Below are 16,886 nucleotides of genomic sequence, written 5' to 3'. Positions count from 1 at the left end.
GTCTAGGGCCGCCACAGCCCGATCTCCGCCGCGAAGCGGGTGGCGATGGACTCGATCACGCCACCGCCAGCGAGCAGCGCCTTGGTCTCGTCCGCGGACGCGCCCCCGCTGTCGCAGAGTGTCCGGAGCCTGGCCAGCTTCGGCGCCAGCGTTGGTTCGATCTCGCTCCAGCGGGCGGCGGCCGCGAAGCGGTCGGTGGTCCAGGTGCCGTCGTGGACGCTGACCAGGCCGGCGAGGGCGAGCAGGGACTTGCGTGCGATCCGGCGGGAGAGGTCGCTCGGGTCGTCGCGACCGAGGGCGGCGCGCCACCGGCGCAGGGCACGCTCGATGTCGCCGTTGAAGCCGCGGGCGGCACGAGCGTCTGCCGGGAATCCGGGCAGGGCCTCGCCGGGGTCGGGGCCGGCCAGATGGGCGCAGTAGTGGCGCAGGAAGACGCGGTTTCCGTACGCCTCATCGCCCTCCCCGGCGTAGTCGTCGGCGGACGCGGCGACGATCTCGACGCCGCGGCAGACCCGGTCGAAGGCCGCCGATGCCTCGGCGCCGAGCGCGGAGGCATCCGTCGCCGGGAGTCCGATCGTCAGCAGGTCGACGTCGGAGGTCGGCTCGGTGGCCGTGCCGTTGGCAACCGAGCCGTAGACGTGGACCGACACCTCGGGCGGGACCCGCCCGAGGACGTACGCCAAGACGGGCTCGTACGCGGCCGGCACCCGGTCACGGCGCGCTCCCGTGACGATCAGACCCTCGGGGGTCACGCCCTCGCGTGGGTCGGCCATCGCGGTCAGGTGAGGCGAAGCGCCATCTTCGACTCGGTGCGCGGGTCGCCCTCGGGGAAGGGCTGCGTCTCGCCGGTGAGCTCGAAGCCGAGGCGCTCGTAGAGGCGGCGCCCGGACTCGTTGCCGTCGACGACCCACAGGGTCAGCACGGAGGCGCCGTCACGACGCGCCCAGCCGGCGACGGCCAGGATGAGGCCCTCGGCGAGACCGTGACCACGCGCCTCGGGGGCGAGCCACATGTTGATCAGGTGGTGCTCGCCGTCGTGGATGATCCCGGCGGCGAGCCCGGAAGGCTTCTCGCCGAGCCAGGCGATGTAGGCGGCGCCGGACGCGGCCCAGAGCCGCCAGCGCTCGTCGGGCCAGGTCACCACCTCGTCGTAGGAGGCCCAGAACGCACGAGGAGTGTCCTGGAGAGCCGCGAGGCGCACCTTCTTCAGCGCCGGCCACTCGTCCTCGACGACGACACGCACCTCCGCCGTCGGGACCACCTTCTCAGGGGCCCCGACGCCGGGGATCGAGCTGGGTCGCTTCGGAGCAGGCACGAGCTCAGGCGAGGTCGAGACCGGGGTACAGCGGGAACTTCGCGAGCAGCTCCGCCGCGGCGGCCTTGGTGTTGTCGGCGACGGAGTCCTCGATGACGTAGGACGCCTTGGACGGGCCGCCGGCCTTCGTGGTGCCGGGGGTGGTCTTCGAGAGCACGTCGACGATGAGCTCGGCGACGCGGTCGAACTCGTCGGCACCGAAGCCGCGAGTGGTCAGCGCCGGGGTGCCGAGGCGGATGCCCGAGGTGTACCAGGCACCGTTGGGGTCGGCCGGGACCGAGTTGCGGTTGGTGACCACGCCGGAGTCGAGCAGCGCCGACTCGGCCTGCCGGCCGGTGAGGCCGAAGCTGGTCACGTCCAGCAGCACGAGGTGGTTGTCGGTGCCGCCGGTGACGAGCTTGGCGCCGCGCTTGAGGAAGCCCTCGGCGAGCGACTTGGCGTTGTCGGCGACCTCCTGGGCGTAGATCTGGAAGCTCTCCTGCTTCGCCTCGGCGAACGCGACGGCCTTCGCGGCCATGACGTGCGAGAGCGGGCCGCCGAGGACCATCGGGCAGCCGCGGTCGACGCTCGGGGCGTACTCCTCGGTGGCCAGGATGAAGCCGCCGCGCGGGCCGCGCAGGGACTTGTGCGAGGTCGAGGTGACGACGTGGGCGTAGGGAACCGGGTTCTCCTCGCCCTGGAACACCTTGCCGGCGACGAGACCGGCGAAGTGGGCCATGTCGACCATCAGGGTGGCGCCGACCTCGTCGGCGATCTCGCGCATCTTGGCGAAGTTCACCCGGCGCGGGTAGGCGGAGTAGCCGGCCACGATGATCAGCGGCTGGAACTCCTTGGCCTTGGCGCGCAGCGAGTCGTAGTCGAGCAGCCCGGTCTCCGGGTCGGTGCCGTACTGGTTCTGGTGGAACATCTTGCCGGAGATGTTCGGGCGGAAGCCGTGGGTGAGGTGGCCGCCGGCGTCCAGCGACATGCCCAGCAGGCGCTGGTTGCCGAGCTCGCCACGCAGCGTCTCCCAGTCGGCCTCGGAGAGCTCGTTCATGTTCTTGACGGCCATCTTCTCCAGCCACGGGCCCTCGACCCGGTGGGCGAGGATGGCCCAGTATGCCGTCAGGTTGGCGTCGATGCCGGAGTGCGGCTGCACGTAGGCGTACTCCGCACCGAAGAGCTCCTTGGCGTGCTCGGCGGCGATCTGCTCGACGGTGTCGACGTTCTGGCAGCCGGCGTAGAAGCGGTGACCGACGGTGCCCTCGGCGTACTTGTCGGAGAACCAGGTGCCCATCGTCATCAGCGTGGCGGGGCTCGCGTAGTTCTCGCTCGCGATCAGCTTGAGGCTGGCGCGCTGGTCAGCGAGCTCCTGCTTGGTCGCCTCGGCGATGCGGGGCTCCACGGAGGCGATGACCTCGAGGGCTTGGTTGTAGGCAGAACTCGTCAAGGCGGACAGATCGCTCATAGGTCACAGCGTAGTCAGCCGCGCGGACGAGAGCAGCATCGTGGTCGCCCGGTGCGTTGCGTACGTCCTCTATCACCGCCCACGGGAATGACCGACTGCTCAGCCTGGTTAAGAGACCGTGACCAGATGGTGACCTCGGCCACACCGCCCGCGTGAACGAGCGGGAACGTCCCACATAACGGACCGATGTCTCATATATCGGGATTCCAGATTGCGTGAGGGCCGTCCGCTACCTGAGACTCCTTGACATGGTCACTGCTGCAACACATGCGCACCTCGTGGTTCGACGCCACGTGGACTATTGCCGCATCCGCAGCTCGATCTGTTGGCGCCACTGACGCCCAGCGCTCCGCATCCCCCGCGTCGAGCCGCTGGCCCGCCGCCCGACAGACATCCCGGGCGCCCGCCGCGAGCACGTCCCTGCTCCGCCGTGCGTCCACGACCGACGCAAAGGTTTCTCTGACATGAGCGACAACCGGTTTCAGGCCAAGCGCGCCACCCGAACCGAGATCCCCCGGCCCAAGAAGGGCGAGGGCCAGTGGGCCCTCGGCTACACCGAGCCGCTGAACAAGAACGAGGAGTCGAAGAAGAACGACGACCCGCTCAACGTTCGCGACCGGATCCTCTACACCTACTCCAAGCGCGGGTTCGACTCGATCGACCCGGCCGACATGCGCGGCCGCTTCCGCTGGTTCGGTCTCTACACCCAGCGCAAGCCCGGGATCGACGGCGGCAAGACCGCCATCCTCGAGGAAGAGGAGCTCGACGACCGCTACTTCATGATGCGCGTCCGCTCCGACGGCAAGCTCCTCTCCCCCGCCGCGGTGCGCACCCTGGGTCAGATCGGCGTCGACTTCGCGCGGGACACCGCCGACATCACCGACCGCGAGAACATCCAGTACCACTGGATCGAGATCGAGAACGTCCCGGAGATCTGGTCGCGCCTCGAGGAGGTCGGGCTGCACTCGACCGAGGCCTGCGGTGACTCGCCGCGTCCGTTCCTCGGCTCGCCGGTCGCCGGCGTCGCAGCCGACGAGATCATCGACGGCACCTCGGCGCTGCGCGAGATCGAGTCCCGCTACCTGGGCGACCCGGCCTTCTCGAACTTCCCGCGCAAGTTCAAGACCGCTCTGACCGGCCACCCCTCGCACGACGTGGCGCCCGAGATCAACGACATCGCGTTCGTCGGCACCGTCCACCCCGAGCACGGCCCCGGCTTCGACGTCTGGGTCGGCGGCGGTCTCTCCACCAACCCGCGCCTGGCCGAGAAGCTCGGCGTGTGGGTGCCGATCGACGAGGTCGCCGACGTGTGGGCCGGCGTCGCGGGCATCTTCCGCGACTACGGCTACCGCCGGCTCCGTTCGCGCGCCCGGCTGAAGTTCCTGGTCGCCGACTGGGGCAAGGAGAAGTTCCGCGAGGTCCTCGAGAACGAGTACCTCGACCGTCAGCTCGTCTCCAACCCCTCCCCCGAGTCGCCCCTCGGCCACCGCGACCACGTCGGCATCCACGACCAGAAGGACGGCAAGAAGTACGTCGGCCTGGCACCGATCGCCGGTCGCATCTCCGGCACCCACCTGGTCGAGCTCGCCGGCGTCATGGAGAAGTTCGCCGTCGAGGGCGCTCGGCTCACGCCGTACCAGAAGATCGTGCTCATCGGTGTCGACCCTGAGGTCGTCGAGGACCTGGTCACCGACCTGGACGCGATCGGCTTCTCGGCCCGGCCTTCCAACTGGCGCCAGAACACGATGGCCTGCACCGGGATCGAGTTCTGCAAGCTCGCGATCGTGGACACCAAGGACCGAGCGCGTGACCTGATCGCCTCTCTCGAGTCGCGGTTCCCGGAGCTCGACGCCTCGATCACCGTCAACGTCAACGGCTGCCCCAACGCCTGCGCGCGGACCCAGGTCGCCGACATCGGGCTCAAGGGCCAGCTGGTCCTCGACGACGAGGGCAACCAGGTCGAGGGCTTCCAGGTGCACCTGGGCGGCGCGACCGGGCTGACCGCCAACTTCGGCCGCAAGCTGCGCGCGCACAAGGTCACCTCGGCCGGGCTCGACGACTACATCTCCGCGCTGGTCGTCAACTACCTGGCCGACCGCGAGGAGGCCGAGACCTTCTCGGCCTGGACTCTGCGGGCCGACGAGGTGCTTCTGCGCGGCGAGAAGGCCTTGAGCGAGGTGCCCGCATGAGCGAGCGCGCAAGCACCCCGTTCCACTGCCCGTTCTGTGGCGAGACCGACCTGTGGCCGCACGAGGCCACGCACGGGTCCTGGGAATGCCGCGCCTGCCTGCGCGCCTTCCAGCTGAAGTCACTTGGACAGATCTCTCGGGCAACCACGAAGGAGGCGCACAGATGAGCGTCAGCACAGCAGCCGCAAGGGCCAACCGCGCGGTGGACACCGAGGGACGTACGCCCGAGGAGCTGCGCGAGATCGTCTCCCACTGGGGAGCCGAGCTCGAGCTCGCCCCGGCCGAGACGATCATCGAGTGGGCCGCCGCCACCTTCGGCGAGCGATTCGCGATCACATCCTCCATGGGTGACGCGGTCCTGGCTCATCTCGCCTCGAAGGTCGTGCCCGGGATCGACGTGGTCTTCCTCGACACCGGCTACCACTTCATCGAGACGATCGGCACCCGTGACGCCGTCGAGGCGACGATGCCGGTCAACCTCCTCACGATCACGCCCGTGCAGAGCGTGGCGGAGCAGGACGCCGAATACGGCAAGGACCTCTACCGGACCGACCCCGACCTGTGCTGCGCACTGCGCAAGGTCAAGCCCCTGGCCGACTCGCTCGCCTCCTACGACGCCTGGGCCACCGGCCTGCGCCGCGCGGAGACGAAGAACCGGGTCATCGCCCCGGTCATCGGCTGGGACGCCAAGCGCCAGAAGGTCAAGGTCTCGCCGATGGCGCGATGGTCCGACGAGCAGGTCGAGCGATATATCGAGGACAACGGAGTGCTCGTGAACCCGCTCGTCTATGACGGCTATCCCTCGATCGGCTGCGCGCCGTGCACCCGCCGGGTAGCCCCCGGCGAGGACCCGCGCAGCGGGCGATGGGCCGGCACCGGCAAGACCGAGTGCGGCATCCACGCCTGATCCGCTCCATCACAGACTTTCCGACTTTTCCCCGCAACACCCGAAGGATGAAGACAATGGCAGCTCCTGCACTGGTAGCCCTGGCTCACGGCAGCCGCGATCCGCAGTCGGCCGCGACCATCAACGCCCTCGTTGCCGAGGTACGCGCCCTGCGCCCCGACCTCCGTATCGAAGCCGCCTTCCTCGACCACTCCCGGCCGCGTTTCCAGGCCGTCATCGACAAGCTGGTCAAGGCCGGCCACGACGAGATCGTCGTCGTGCCCCTGCTCCTGACCGAGGCGTTCCACGCCCGCGTCGACGTACCCTCGGTCATCGCCGAGGCCACCGCGCGCCACTCCGGCCTGCGCATCCACACCAGCGAGATCCTCGGCCTCGAGAGCGTCTTCCTGCAGGTGCTCGACGAGCGCCTGCGGGCGTCGCTCAAGGCCGCGCGGGTGCGCGAGCTCGACGCGCTCGTCCTGGCCGCCGCCGGCTCCTCGGACTCGCTGGCCAACCAGTCGGTGGCCCGCCTGGCCCGAATCTGGGGCGCCCACCACAAGCTGCCGGTCGTGGCTGCGTACGCCTCGGCTGCTCCGCCGGCCACCGGCGAGGCCGTCCGTGCCTTCCGGGCCGAGGGCCGCCGCCACATCGCCGTCGGCATGCTCTTCCTGGCTCCCGGGCAGCTGCCCGACCGCGCCAAGGAGCTCGCTCTCGAGGCCGGCGCCGTCGCGGTCAGCGACCCGATGGGCGCCCACCCCGAGGTGGCACGCACCATCCTGGCCCGCTACGCCGTCGGTGCCGTCGAGCTCGTCCCGGTCTGATCCTGGCGAATAGGTAGTTGTGGGCGGCGAAACTGTGGTTTCGTCGCCCACAACTGCATTCTCGGCGGGGTTTCAGGCGATCTGGTGGGCGAAGATGCGGTCCAGCTCGGCGTCGGCGTCGGCGGTCACGCCGCCGTGGACCGGACCGGGCTGGAGGACCGTGCTCTTCGGGGCCTTGAGGAGGCCGAAGCGGGCGGACTCGTTGTCGGAGAGCGCCCGCAGACCGTACGCCGTGGCGCGGACGCCCGCGCCGAAGCCGGCGTGGGCGGCGCCGGCGCAGATCAGGTCCACCGACTCCAGGGCCGCCCGGACGAGGGACAGGTCGAGGCCCGGGTCGACGGCGGCCAGGCGCTGCTCGTCGAGCGTCCACCGGGCGGCGAGGAACTTCTGCTCGGGGCAGTGGAGGACGACGCCGACGTTGAGGAACTCCTCGCGCTCGGGGCGAGGTACGCAGCGGAGCACGACGTACTGGTAGGCGTCCATCACGCCTCCTGGGCGGGCTCGGCCGCGGGCAGCCACGGGCGCTCGCCGTCGAGGCGCGCCCGCAAGAACGCGACGTAGCGCTCACGCAGCGACTCCGGGGTGTCGTAGCCGGGGACCGGCTCGAGCCACTCGTCGGGTACGTCGGCGAGCACCTTCTCCAGCACCGCGTCGTCGAGCCGCGCGGCGAGGTCGTCGTTCTGGGCGAGCGCCTCGGCGGCGTAGGCCCGCAGGATGTGCTCGGAGGTGTCATAGGGTTGCGCGGCGTAGCGCGCCGGGTCGCCGCCTCCCCCGGGCCAGACATGGTGGAAGTAGAGCGAGGCCCCGTGGTCGATCACGTAGAGCGCGTCGTTCCACAGCAGCATGTTGGGGTTGCGCCAGGAGCGGTCGACGTTGGCGATCAGCGCGTCCAGCCACAGGATCCGCCCGGCCAGCGACGGGTCCGGCGAGTAGGCGGCGTCATAGCCGAACGCACCCGCCAGGAAGTCGATGCCGAGGTTGAGCCCGGCGCTCACGTTGAGGAGGTCCTGGACCTCCTCGTCGGCCTCGTAGCGGGCGATCTCGGGGTCCAGGTCGAGCACGACCTGGTCGGGCGTGGGGATGTCGAGCGCCCGGCACAGACCGGTGACGATCACCTCCGCGACCAGCACCCGCAGCCCCTGCCCGGCGCCGCGGAACTTGCAGACATAGGTGCCGAGGTCATCGGCCTCCACGATCCCGGGCAGGCTGCCGCCCTCCCGGAGCGGGGTGACATACCGAGTCACCCGCACCGTCTCCAGACTCACGAGATGCTGTCCTCTTCCAGTCGTCTCTTCTCCTCGGCGATGTCGAAGCGGGGCACGGGCCAGTCCAGATCGAGCCGGTCCAGTGTCTCCAGGAGCAGCTCGCCGATGGCCAGGTTGCGATACCACTTCTTGTCGCTCGGCACGAGGTACCACGGAGCGTACTCGGTGTTGGTGCGCTCGAGCGCAATCTCGTACGCCTCCCGGTAGCTGTCCCACAGCTGGCGCTCGTCGACGTCACCGGGGTTGTACTTCCAGTGCTTGGTCGGGTCCTCGAGCCGGGCCAGGAGCCGCTTCTTCTGCTCCTTGGGCGAGATGTGCAGCATGCACTTGAGGATGACGGTGCCGTCGTCGGCCAGCCGCTTCTCGAAGTCGTTGATCGCGCCGTAGCGCCGCTCGATCTCCTCTGGTGCGGCGAGCTCGCGGACGCGCCCGATCAGCACGTCCTCGTACTGGGAGCGGTCGAAGACACCGAGGTAGCCGGGCTCCGGCACCGCCTTCTCGATGCGCCACAGGAAGTCCTGGGCCCGCTCCTCGTCGGTCGGCGCCTTGAAGCTGGTGATCTTCACGCCGACGGGGTCGACCAGCCCGACGGTGTGCTTGAGCACGCCGCCCTTCCCGGAGGTGTCCATCCCCTGCAGGATGAGCAGCACCCGCCTGGGGTCGTCGCTCTCCCTGGAGGCGAACAGCTTGGTCTGCAGCTCGAGCAGCATCGGCCCGAGCTCGGCGAGCACCTGCTTGCCGGTCTCCTTGTCGACGTCGACGCCGGGTGCGGAGTTGGTGTCGTACTTCCGCAGGTCCACCGGTCCGGCCGGCAGCCGCAGATCGTCAAGAAGGCTCATGACTAGACGATAGGCGCCTCAGCCGAGAACGCGCCGCAGATCCAGCGAGCAGCCGACCATCGTGGTCGTCGAGCCGTCGGGCTGAGGCTCGTCGAACCAGGTGCCCTGTTCGAAGCCGACCTTGGCGAGCATCCGCAGCGAGGCGGCGTTGCGGTGGTCGGGGGCCGCGAAGCAGGCCGTCGCGCCCGGATAGCGGCGCTGGATCGAGGTGAGCCAGACCCAGGCCATCCGCGGCCCGATACCACGGCCCACGAAGGCCGGCTCCCCGATCGCGTAGTCGAAGCCGATCGCGTCCGGGTCGGGGGTGAGCAACGCGTAGTCGGGCTGCGCGCTTCGCGCGCTTACTCCCTCGTTCGGCGCGAACGGACGAGCAAGCTCGCCGATCGGCCTCACTCCGGTCGTCTCGTCGCTGATCCGGTAGTCCTGGCAGAAGCCGATCGAGCGCCCGTTGACCTCGATCACCCAGAACGTCACCGGCGTCTTGCCGTCGATGTCGGGCCCGTAGTTGTCAGCCACCCAGTCGGGAGTGGGGTCGCCGTCCACGCCGTACCACCGGTGCACGTGCTCCGCGTTGAGCCAGCGGACCAGGTGGGGCAGGTCGCCGCGGGTCATCGGCCGCAGCGCCACCACCGGCATCGGGTCGGAGGAGAACTCCTTCACCTCACCGGAGAGATCCACGGCGTACGCAGGCCGCCCGGCGATCCTCGTCGCCGCCGCTGCCCAGCTCTCCCCTGGGCGCGTCACGCCACCGAGACGGTGTGTCCCGGTGTGGACCGCAACCGGCGTGAACATGCACCCAGGTTAGCCGTGAGGGGTCAGTGGGCCTGACCGCCGCGGCGGTCGACGAGCGGCGGCTGGGAGGACCACGGGAAGTCGATCCAGCGGTCGGTCTTCTTGTAGACGTAGTCGGCGTTGATCACCGTCCACGGCTTCTCGAAGATCACCGCGGTGCGAGCCTCGGCCACGTGGCCCTCGCAGAAGTCGTGGACGATCTCCAGAGTCTTGCCGGTGTCGGCGACGTCGTCGGCGATGAGCACCTTCATCCCGGTCAGGTCGACGGCCGCGGGGGTCGGCGGGAGCATGATCGGGACGTCGAGACGCTCGTTGACGCCGGTGTAGAACTCCACATTGATCGCGGACAGGTTCTTCACGTCGAGGGCGTAGCCCAGGCCCATCCCGAGGGCCAGGCCGCCTCGGGCGATGGAGAGCACGATGTCGGGCTCGTAGCCGCTGTCGACGACCTTCTGGGCGATGTCGCGCACTGCGGTGCCGAAGAGGTCGTAGGTCAGGATCTCGCGCTCTTGCTGCTCACTCACAGGTCGGATTCTGACACGAGACCGTCGGCGCCATCGTCATCGGCCAGAGCGAGCTCCTCGCGAACGATGCTGTAGGCCACACCGGCGCCGTATCCCTTGCGGGCGAGCATCCCGACCAGACGCCGGGTCTTGGTCTGGTCGTCGAAGCGCTCCATGGAGCGCAGCTTGCGCCGGACCATCCGCCGGCCGGCCTCACGCTCGTCGTCGGGGTCGATCTCGTCGAGCGCGTCGCGGGCCACGTCGTCGTCGATGCCCTTGCGGCGCAGTTCCTGAGCCAGGGCTCGTCGCGCCAGGCCCTTTCCGGGCTGCCGGCTGGCGATCCATGCCTTGGCGAAGGCCTCGTCGTCGATCAGGCCGACCTCTTCGAAGCGGTCCAGCAGCCGTGTCGCCAGGGCTGCGGGGACCTCCTTCTTCTCCAGCTTGTCGGCGAGCTCCTTGCGGCTGCGCGCCTGGCCGGTCAGGGCGTCGAGGAGGATCTTGCGGGCGATCGCCTCGTGGTCGGGCTCGGGGTCGTTCTTCGGGTCGGCCGGGTCTGCGGGGCGGCTCTGTCGTCGACGCGACCGTGTTGGTTTCGACACGGATTCGCTCGTGCCTCGCGAATCCGGCTCAACCAACGGGGTTTTGCCGGCCCAGGCTTCTACGCCGAGCGAGACGTCGCCCAGCCAGTCGGGCGCGGGCCGTTCGTCCACCCAGGGATCCTGGGTGGACGAACGGTCAGGCCTTGACGAAGCCACGGGTCAGCCGGTGCCTGTGGACCTAGAAGTCCTCGACGCCGGCGGGCTCGGCTACGGGCGCCTCGCCGTCGGCCGGGGCGTCGACCGTCGGCACGACCCCGAGCTTCTCCAGGATCCGCTTCTCCAGCTCGTTGGCCAGGTCGGGGTTGTCCTTGAGGAAGTTGCGGGAGTTCTCCTTGCCCTGACCGAGCTGGTCGCCCTCGTAGGTGTACCAAGCGCCGGCCTTGCGGACCAGGCCCGCCTCGACACCGACGTCGATCAGGCCGCCCTCGCGGGAGATGCCCTTCCCGTACATGATGTCGAACTCCGCCTGCTTGAACGGCGGGGCGACCTTGTTCTTCACGACCTTGACGCGGGTGCGGTTGCCGACCATGTCGGTGCCGTCCTTGAGCGTCTCGATCCGGCGCACGTCGAGTCGCACCGAGGAGTAGAACTTCAGCGCGCGACCACCGGTCGTGGTCTCGGGCGAGCCGAACATCACGCCGATCTTCTCGCGCAGCTGGTTGATGAAGATCGCGGTCGTGCCGGAGTTGTTGAGCGCACCGGTCATCTTTCGCAGCGCCTGGCTCATCAGTCGAGCCTGCAGACCGACGTGGCTGTCGCCCATCTCGCCCTCGATCTCGGCCCGCGGCACCAGCGCCGCGACGGAGTCGATGACGATCAGGTCGAGCGCACCCGAGCGGATCAGCATGTCGGCGATCTCCAGGGCCTGCTCACCCGAGTCGGGCTGGGAGACCAGCAGGGCGTCGGTGTCGACGCCGAGGTTCTTCGCGTATTCCGGGTCGAGCGCGTGCTCGGCGTCGATGAAGGCCACGATGCCGCCGGCGCGCTGCGCGCTGGCGACCGAGTGGAGGGCCACCGTCGTCTTACCCGAGGATTCCGGACCGTAGATCTCCACGACCCGCCCGCGGGGCAGACCGCCCAGACCCAGCGCCACGTCGAGCGCGATCGAGCCGGTCGGGATCACTTCCAGCGGAGCCCGGGTCTCATCGCCCAGCCGCATGACCGAGCCCTTGCCGAACTGCCTCTCGATGTTGGCGAGAGCGGCGTCCAATGCCTTCTCGCGATCACCTGCCGCCATGTTCTTTCCTTCCTGAGGGGCAGACTTCTTCCCCTTGCCTGCCGCTTGTCCACGTGTCTTCGTCGTCATCAAGGCAGACGCTAGACGGGACCACCGACAGTTTTGAACGGGACCCTCTGGCACGGTGTTTCACGACCCGGTTTTTGCCTGGGCGATAGCACGAACCACGCTCCACCTACTACCACACACTAGCCCGAACAAGCGTTCGATGTGAACACCTGTTCGGGCGTGTCGGGGTCGTCGAATCCTCAGTGGCCCTGCATCTCGACCTGCTCGGCGGGGGCCGAGCCGCCACCCATCTCGTCGGCGACGGCGACCGACAGGCCGCCGAGCATGAAGGCGATGATCACCGCAGCCAGGGCACCGCTCGAGAAGGACGGGATGAAGCGGCGTACGCCTTCCTGGACCGGCTCCGCGCCGTGGTACTGGTGGGTGAGCGCATGCCCCTTGCCCCGCTGGAGCAGGTATCGGTTGACCGGGAACGCCGCCACGAAGGCCACCGAGAGGGCGATCATCATCCCGATCCAGAACACGACGTTGACCAGGCCGGCCTCCATCGCCCCGGGGATCAGCGCCATCACCAGGTTGTCGACCAGCTCCATCGTGGCGATCGAGAGGGTGTCGGCGGCCAGCACCACGCTGAGCGCCGCACCGACGGCCAGGCCCGACTTGAGGAGCGGCAGGGTCGAGAGGGCGTAGCCGAAGGCGAACGCGAGCGTGACGGCCAGGGCGATCGTCCATCCGGTGCTGAGCCCGATGGCGGTGCCGATCATGAGTCCGGCGATCTCGCCGATCGCACATCCGGTGAGGCAGTGCAGCGTGGCGCTGGCCGCCATCGCGTTCACCCCGCCCCCGTGCGCGCCGTGCGCGCCGTGCGCGCCGTGCGCGTCATGCGCCGAGTGCTCGCCGCCATGACCCTCATGGCCCTCGTGCATCGAGTGCTGATGCCCGCCGTGGTCGTGTCCGGCGTGCAGATGCTCGTCATGCGACGTCATGTCGCTCCCTTGGTCGTTCGGTCCGTTGTACCTACCCGACATTCATACCCCATGGGGGTATGCACTCGCAAGCGACATCCGGTCGGAGACCTCACTTTGTCCAACCACGAAGGACTCCTTAGGGTGTGCTGTGTGTGGACGGCAGCGCGACGACGACAGCGGCGGACCCGTGCGGTCGCCCGCGCCGGCCTGCTGGCAGCGGTCGTGGTCACGGTCGCCGGTCTGCTGGCCATGCATGCGCTGAGCCTCCATGGCACCGACTCCGACGGTGAGCACGGCGCGCTGAGCCTGCCCGCCGCCCATGTCGAGCACACGCACGCTCTCGAGCACACCGGCCACGGAGCGGCCGACGACGCCGGTCACCCGGGCGGCGACGGGCACACGGCGATGATGCTGTGCGCGGCCTTCCTGCTCGCCGCCGGCGTGCTGCTGCTGAGCGGGCTGTGGCGGCGTACTCCTGCCTGGTGGTTCTCGCGGGTCCGCGACTGGTCCCGGACCAGCGGATTCGCGCCCTTGCTCACCTGTCCCGCGACCGGTCCGCCCTCCGTATGGGCCTACTCCGTCATCAGGTGCTGAGCGGCCTGACCCCACCCGCGACCCGGCCATGCCGAGGGCCGCAGGTGGGTCAGCGATGCCCGTGATCAGCACTTGACAAGGAGAAACAACAGATGCGTACGCAACGACCCCTCTTCCGCGCGACCTGGGCGGCGGCCGGCCTGGCCGTGCTGCTCACCCTGTCGGCCTGCGGCGGCAACGACGAGGCCGACGCGCCTCAGAAGCTCTCGGAGACCGAGCACAACAAGGCCGATGTCACCTTCGCGACCGACATGATCCAGCACCACGCCCAGGCCCTGTCGATGGTCGACCTGACCATGGACCGCAACCTCGAGCCCGAGGTCCAGGAGCTGGCCGACTCGATCCGGGCGGCCCAGAGTCCCGAGATCGAGACCATGTCCGGCTGGCTCCAGGAGTGGGGCGAGGAGGTGCCGTCGACGATGCGTGACCACGTCAACGGCGGCCATGAGGGCCACGGCGACGGCGAGGACAGCAGCATGTCCGACTCCATGGAGGCCATGGACGACGACATGCCCGGGATGATGTCGGCCGAGGACATGGATGCCCTCGAGAACGCCTCCGACGCCGAGTTCAGCGAGATGTGGCTGACGATGATGATCGAGCACCACGAAGGCGCGATCGAGATGTCCGAGACCGAGCAGGACGAGGGCCGGTTCAAGCCGGCCGTCGACCTGGCCGGGACGATCGTCGAGTCACAGACCGCCGAGATCGACACCATGGAGAAGCTCCTCGGCTGAGGACGCCGTGGTGGGCAGGGCCGCCGCCCAGCGGCCCTGCCCACCACGCAGGCCCGTCAGGCCGCCTTACGGGCCACGTACGCAGCCCCGAACAGCACCGTGACCAGCAGGATCGTGCCGAGCGCCAGCGCCGGATATCCGGCCAGGTCGACGACCACGCCCGACACCGCCCCGGCGGCGGCAGCGGCGACGCCCATGATCAGGTCGGCGGTGCCCTGGACGTCGGCGCGCACCTCGAGCGGGGTGTGGTCCGCGACCGAGGTGGCCGCGGCGATCGTGGCCAGCGACCAGCCGAGGCCGAGCAGGAAGAGCCCGACGAAGATCCGCGCAGAGCTGCCCTCAGGCGCCGCGGCGCACAGGACCAGGGCCACCAGGAGCACCCCGCCGCCGAGCGCCATCACATCGGCCCGGCCGACGCGGTCGGCGAGCCAGCCGGCGACCGGCGCGAAGGCGAACATGCCCAGTACGTGCCCGCTGATCACCAGTCCGATGATCTCCAGTCCGGCGCCGCCGTGCTCCATGTGGAGCGGGGTCATCACCATCACCGCGACCATCGTGGCGTGGGCCGCGGCCTGCCCGACGACCGCCGCCGCCAGCGCGGGCCGCTCCCGGATGACAGCGATCGCCCGGCGCCAGCTCGTGCCCTTCGCCTTCTCGGTGACCGGGACGCCCTCCCGGGCGACCAGCAGCGGGTCAGGTCGCAGGAAGACCCCGACCACCAGCGCGGCGGCCAGCATCCCCATCGACCCGATCGCGAACGGTCCGGTCAGGGCCGGGATCCCGACGGCCTCGGAGAAGATCTCGGCGACGCCGGTCAAGTTGGGGCCGATCACCGCCCCGAACGTCGTAGCCCAGACCACGACCGACAGCGCCCGCGCACGGCTCCGGGCAGGCGCGAGGTCGGTGGCCGCGTACCGCGCTCCGTTGTTGGCTGCGGTGGTCGCGCCCAGCAGCACGGCGCCGACCAGCAGCAGCGTCATCGATCCGACCACGCCGGCCAGCACCGCCAGCAGCCCACCGGCCGCCCCGAGCAGGTAACCCGCCACCAGCCCGAACCGGCGCCCGCGCACGTCCATCACCCGCCCCAGGACGTACGCAGCGACGGCCGCGCCGAGCACCTGGGTCGTCTGCGAGAGACCTGCCATCGACTCCGAGCCGGACAGGTCGCGCGCCAGCAGGGAGGCGGTCGCGATGCCGATCGTGATGCCCATCGCCCCGACCGCCTGGGTGGCGACCAGGGTGAGGATGGTGCGCTTCTGGACCGCGGCCACCGAGGCCGGTGCGGCCAGCGTCACCGCTCACGCGCCGGCAGCTCCAGGGCCTTCCAGACCGCGGCCCAGACCTCCTTGGGCGGGACGCCGTCGTCGAGGGCCTCCTGGGCGGTGCGCCCGCCGAGGTCGCCCATGACGAACTGGCGGGCCCACGCTCGCGCGTAGCCCGCGCCGAGCGCCTCGTCCATCCGGGACCAGAACTCCGTGTGTCTCATCGCCCCGAATGCTACTCAGGCGCGCCGACGGGCGAGGACGTCGAGCCAGACGTCGCCGAGGCGTCCGTCGGCGTGCCCGACCTCGAGCACCTCCCAGCCGGCCTCGTCCAGCGCCGCCCGGAGCGCGGGCTCGCGCCAGTAGACGAAGAGGCGGGGAGCCTCGATGTGACCGCGGTTGGTCCACTCCTCGCCGTCGCCCTCCTTCATCGACACGTGCAGCGCACCGCCGGGGCGGGTCACCTCGGCGAGCCGGGCGAGCACCGTCCCGAAGTCGTCGCGGGCCACGTGCAGCAGCGTCGCCGAGGCCCAGACCGCGGCATAGGGGACGTCGGGGTGGACCGGGTCGCGCAGGTCGTCGGTCAGCGGGTCCAGGCAGGCAGCGGCGTACCCCTGCTTGCGCAGGTGCGCCACGAACCCCTCGCTGATGTCGGTGCGCCGCACCCGCACTCCCCCGGCCTCGAGCGCCTTCGCGTCGTGGCCGGGTCCGGTGCCGATCTCGAGCACGTGGTCGCCGGGCTCGAGCACGGCCAGGAACCTGTCCAGTACCGAACGGTTCTCCTCGGCGAACGAGCTGCCCTGGACGTACGTCGCGACGCTGGCGTCGTAGGCGGCGACGGTTGCCTGCTTGGCGGCCGCGCGTACGTCCCACAGGTGGTGGACGACGTCGTGGAGGTGGTAGCGGCCCAGCGACTCGACGCTGAACACGTCGCCGTTGGACCGGGTCCCGCGCCGGCCCCAGGCGTCCGGCGGGACCTTCTCGTAGATGGTGGCGATCTCGTCGGCGGCGTCCATCAGCTGCTCGGCGACGACCGCCGGGTCCTGGCCGGCGTAGTCGCCCTCGAGGGCGGCCTCGTCCTGGTCCCAGTTGGCGAACCGCGGCTCGTCCTCGGTCAGCATCTGCTGCAGCCGCTCGCCGAAGACTCTGTGGACGTCGCGTACGTGTGCTCCGTACTCCAGCGCCGACCACACTCCGGGCTGGGGGCGGTCGCGGGCGTTGTCGGCGGTGAGGTAGATCTCCCAGTACGTCGCGTTGTCCCGCACGATCTCGGGGAGCTGGTCCGCGGTCACCGCACCGGCGATGAAGCCACACTCCGGGCAGGGCCGGTCGAGCACCCACGTCCAGTCCTTGGTGTCCGGCTCGATCGCGTCATAAGTCATGGATCAATCTTGACGGCCCGCCCGGGACCTCACGAGGGAGA

General features: G+C 69.8%; 20 protein-coding genes. 6 read left to right on the top strand and 14 right to left on the bottom strand.

The window, feature by feature from the left end:
* Positions 1 to 2: 2 nt before the first annotated feature.
* From ACW14X_RS26210 to ACW14X_RS26200, 3 genes are read right to left on the bottom strand one after another with little or no spacing between them, the layout of a single operon-like run.
* Complete coding sequence (locus tag ACW14X_RS26210) at positions 3 to 773, bottom strand: nucleotidyltransferase domain-containing protein (RefSeq protein WP_457163853.1); 771 nt, start codon at positions 771 to 773, stop codon at positions 3 to 5.
* Positions 774 to 778: 5 nt separating this feature from the next.
* Complete coding sequence (locus ACW14X_RS26205) at positions 779 to 1,315, bottom strand: GNAT family N-acetyltransferase (protein ID WP_160022524.1); 537 nt, start codon at positions 1,313 to 1,315, stop codon at positions 779 to 781.
* A 4-nt stretch (positions 1,316 to 1,319) separates the two neighbouring features.
* Positions 1,320 to 2,762 carry a glycine hydroxymethyltransferase gene (locus ACW14X_RS26200; RefSeq protein ID WP_350840537.1) on the bottom strand — a complete coding sequence of 481 codons (1,443 nt, stop codon included), beginning with the start codon at positions 2,760 to 2,762 and terminating at the stop codon, positions 1,320 to 1,322.
* A 464-nt stretch (positions 2,763 to 3,226) separates the two neighbouring features.
* On the opposite strand from ACW14X_RS26200, the gene ACW14X_RS26195 reads away from it, so the two are divergent.
* Genes ACW14X_RS26195 through ACW14X_RS26180 form a run of 4 tightly spaced genes read left to right on the top strand, consistent with a single transcriptional unit; the run spans position 3,227 to position 6,658 of the window.
* Positions 3,227 to 4,951: a nitrite/sulfite reductase gene (locus ACW14X_RS26195; RefSeq protein ID WP_457163852.1), complete on the top strand. Its 1,725-nt coding sequence runs from the start codon at positions 3,227 to 3,229 to the stop codon at positions 4,949 to 4,951.
* Positions 4,948 to 5,118 (top strand): hypothetical protein, encoded by a 171-nt coding sequence (locus ACW14X_RS26190; protein ID WP_350659041.1) that lies wholly within the window; start codon positions 4,948 to 4,950, stop codon positions 5,116 to 5,118. The genes ACW14X_RS26195 and ACW14X_RS26190 overlap by 4 nt, the downstream gene beginning before the upstream one ends.
* On the top strand, positions 5,115 to 5,858 hold the full coding sequence (locus ACW14X_RS26185; RefSeq protein WP_141792939.1) for a phosphoadenylyl-sulfate reductase: 744 nt from the start codon (positions 5,115 to 5,117) through the stop codon (positions 5,856 to 5,858). Before ACW14X_RS26190 ends, ACW14X_RS26185 begins: the two co-directional genes overlap by 4 nt.
* A gap of 56 nt (positions 5,859 to 5,914) precedes the next feature.
* Complete coding sequence (locus tag ACW14X_RS26180; protein ID WP_396983945.1) at positions 5,915 to 6,658, top strand: sirohydrochlorin chelatase; 744 nt, start codon at positions 5,915 to 5,917, stop codon at positions 6,656 to 6,658.
* Between the two features lie 72 nt (positions 6,659 to 6,730).
* Here the strand turns inward: ACW14X_RS26180 and ACW14X_RS26175 are convergent, their stop codons facing one another.
* From ACW14X_RS26175 to ACW14X_RS26140, 8 genes are all read right to left on the bottom strand, one after another.
* Complete coding sequence (locus ACW14X_RS26175; protein ID WP_457163851.1) at positions 6,731 to 7,141, bottom strand: DUF3037 domain-containing protein; 411 nt, start codon at positions 7,139 to 7,141, stop codon at positions 6,731 to 6,733.
* Positions 7,141 to 7,923, bottom strand: a complete 783-nt coding sequence (locus tag ACW14X_RS26170; RefSeq protein WP_457163850.1) for a HipA family kinase — start codon at positions 7,921 to 7,923, stop codon at positions 7,141 to 7,143. Before ACW14X_RS26170 ends, ACW14X_RS26175 begins: the two co-directional genes overlap by 1 nt.
* The gene (locus ACW14X_RS26165) at positions 7,920 to 8,762 is read right to left on the bottom strand and encodes a PPK2 family polyphosphate kinase (RefSeq protein WP_457163849.1); all 843 of its coding nucleotides are present in this window, start codon (positions 8,760 to 8,762) and stop codon (positions 7,920 to 7,922) included. The genes ACW14X_RS26170 and ACW14X_RS26165 overlap by 4 nt, the downstream gene beginning before the upstream one ends.
* Positions 8,763 to 8,780: 18 nt before the next feature.
* On the bottom strand, positions 8,781 to 9,554 hold the full coding sequence (locus ACW14X_RS26160) for a GNAT family N-acetyltransferase (RefSeq protein WP_457163848.1): 774 nt from the start codon (positions 9,552 to 9,554) through the stop codon (positions 8,781 to 8,783).
* 23 nt (positions 9,555 to 9,577) lie between these two features.
* On the bottom strand, positions 9,578 to 10,078 hold the full coding sequence (locus tag ACW14X_RS26155; RefSeq protein ID WP_355020998.1) for a phosphoribosyltransferase: 501 nt from the start codon (positions 10,076 to 10,078) through the stop codon (positions 9,578 to 9,580).
* Positions 10,075 to 10,656: a regulatory protein RecX gene (locus ACW14X_RS26150; RefSeq protein ID WP_457163847.1), complete on the bottom strand. Its 582-nt coding sequence runs from the start codon at positions 10,654 to 10,656 to the stop codon at positions 10,075 to 10,077. Before ACW14X_RS26150 ends, ACW14X_RS26155 begins: the two co-directional genes overlap by 4 nt.
* Positions 10,657 to 10,834: 178 nt before the next feature.
* The gene (gene recA / locus ACW14X_RS26145) at positions 10,835 to 11,893 is read right to left on the bottom strand and encodes a recombinase RecA (RefSeq protein WP_378685601.1); all 1,059 of its coding nucleotides are present in this window, start codon (positions 11,891 to 11,893) and stop codon (positions 10,835 to 10,837) included.
* 248 nt (positions 11,894 to 12,141) lie between these two features.
* Complete coding sequence (locus ACW14X_RS26140; RefSeq protein ID WP_457163846.1) at positions 12,142 to 12,888, bottom strand: DUF4396 domain-containing protein; 747 nt, start codon at positions 12,886 to 12,888, stop codon at positions 12,142 to 12,144.
* 132 nt (positions 12,889 to 13,020) lie between these two features.
* Between ACW14X_RS26140 and ACW14X_RS26135 the strand changes: the two genes are divergently transcribed.
* On the top strand, positions 13,021 to 13,464 hold the full coding sequence (locus ACW14X_RS26135) for a DUF6153 family protein (RefSeq protein ID WP_160022506.1): 444 nt from the start codon (positions 13,021 to 13,023) through the stop codon (positions 13,462 to 13,464).
* A 92-nt stretch (positions 13,465 to 13,556) separates the two neighbouring features.
* Positions 13,557 to 14,201 carry a DUF305 domain-containing protein gene (locus ACW14X_RS26130; RefSeq protein ID WP_457163845.1) on the top strand — a complete coding sequence of 215 codons (645 nt, stop codon included), beginning with the start codon at positions 13,557 to 13,559 and terminating at the stop codon, positions 14,199 to 14,201.
* A 56-nt stretch (positions 14,202 to 14,257) separates the two neighbouring features.
* Here the strand turns inward: ACW14X_RS26130 and ACW14X_RS26125 are convergent, their stop codons facing one another.
* The 3 genes from ACW14X_RS26125 to ACW14X_RS26115 are packed head-to-tail and all read right to left on the bottom strand — an operon-like array spanning position 14,258 to position 16,845.
* A complete protein-coding gene (locus ACW14X_RS26125) occupies positions 14,258 to 15,496 on the bottom strand; it encodes an MFS transporter (protein WP_160022502.1) in 1,239 nt (412 codons plus the stop codon).
* Positions 15,493 to 15,687 (bottom strand): DUF3046 domain-containing protein, encoded by a 195-nt coding sequence (locus ACW14X_RS26120; RefSeq protein WP_160022500.1) that lies wholly within the window; start codon positions 15,685 to 15,687, stop codon positions 15,493 to 15,495. Before ACW14X_RS26120 ends, ACW14X_RS26125 begins: the two co-directional genes overlap by 4 nt.
* Before the next feature lie 15 nt (positions 15,688 to 15,702).
* On the bottom strand, positions 15,703 to 16,845 hold the full coding sequence (locus ACW14X_RS26115; RefSeq protein WP_160022498.1) for a methyltransferase domain-containing protein: 1,143 nt from the start codon (positions 16,843 to 16,845) through the stop codon (positions 15,703 to 15,705).
* Positions 16,846 to 16,886: the final 41 nt, after the last annotated feature.

This window comes from Nocardioides sp. YJ-D4 (genome assembly GCF_054031495.1).
The sequence above is the reverse complement of the archived record's forward strand: the minus strand, read 5'-3'. Positions and strand labels throughout refer to the sequence as shown.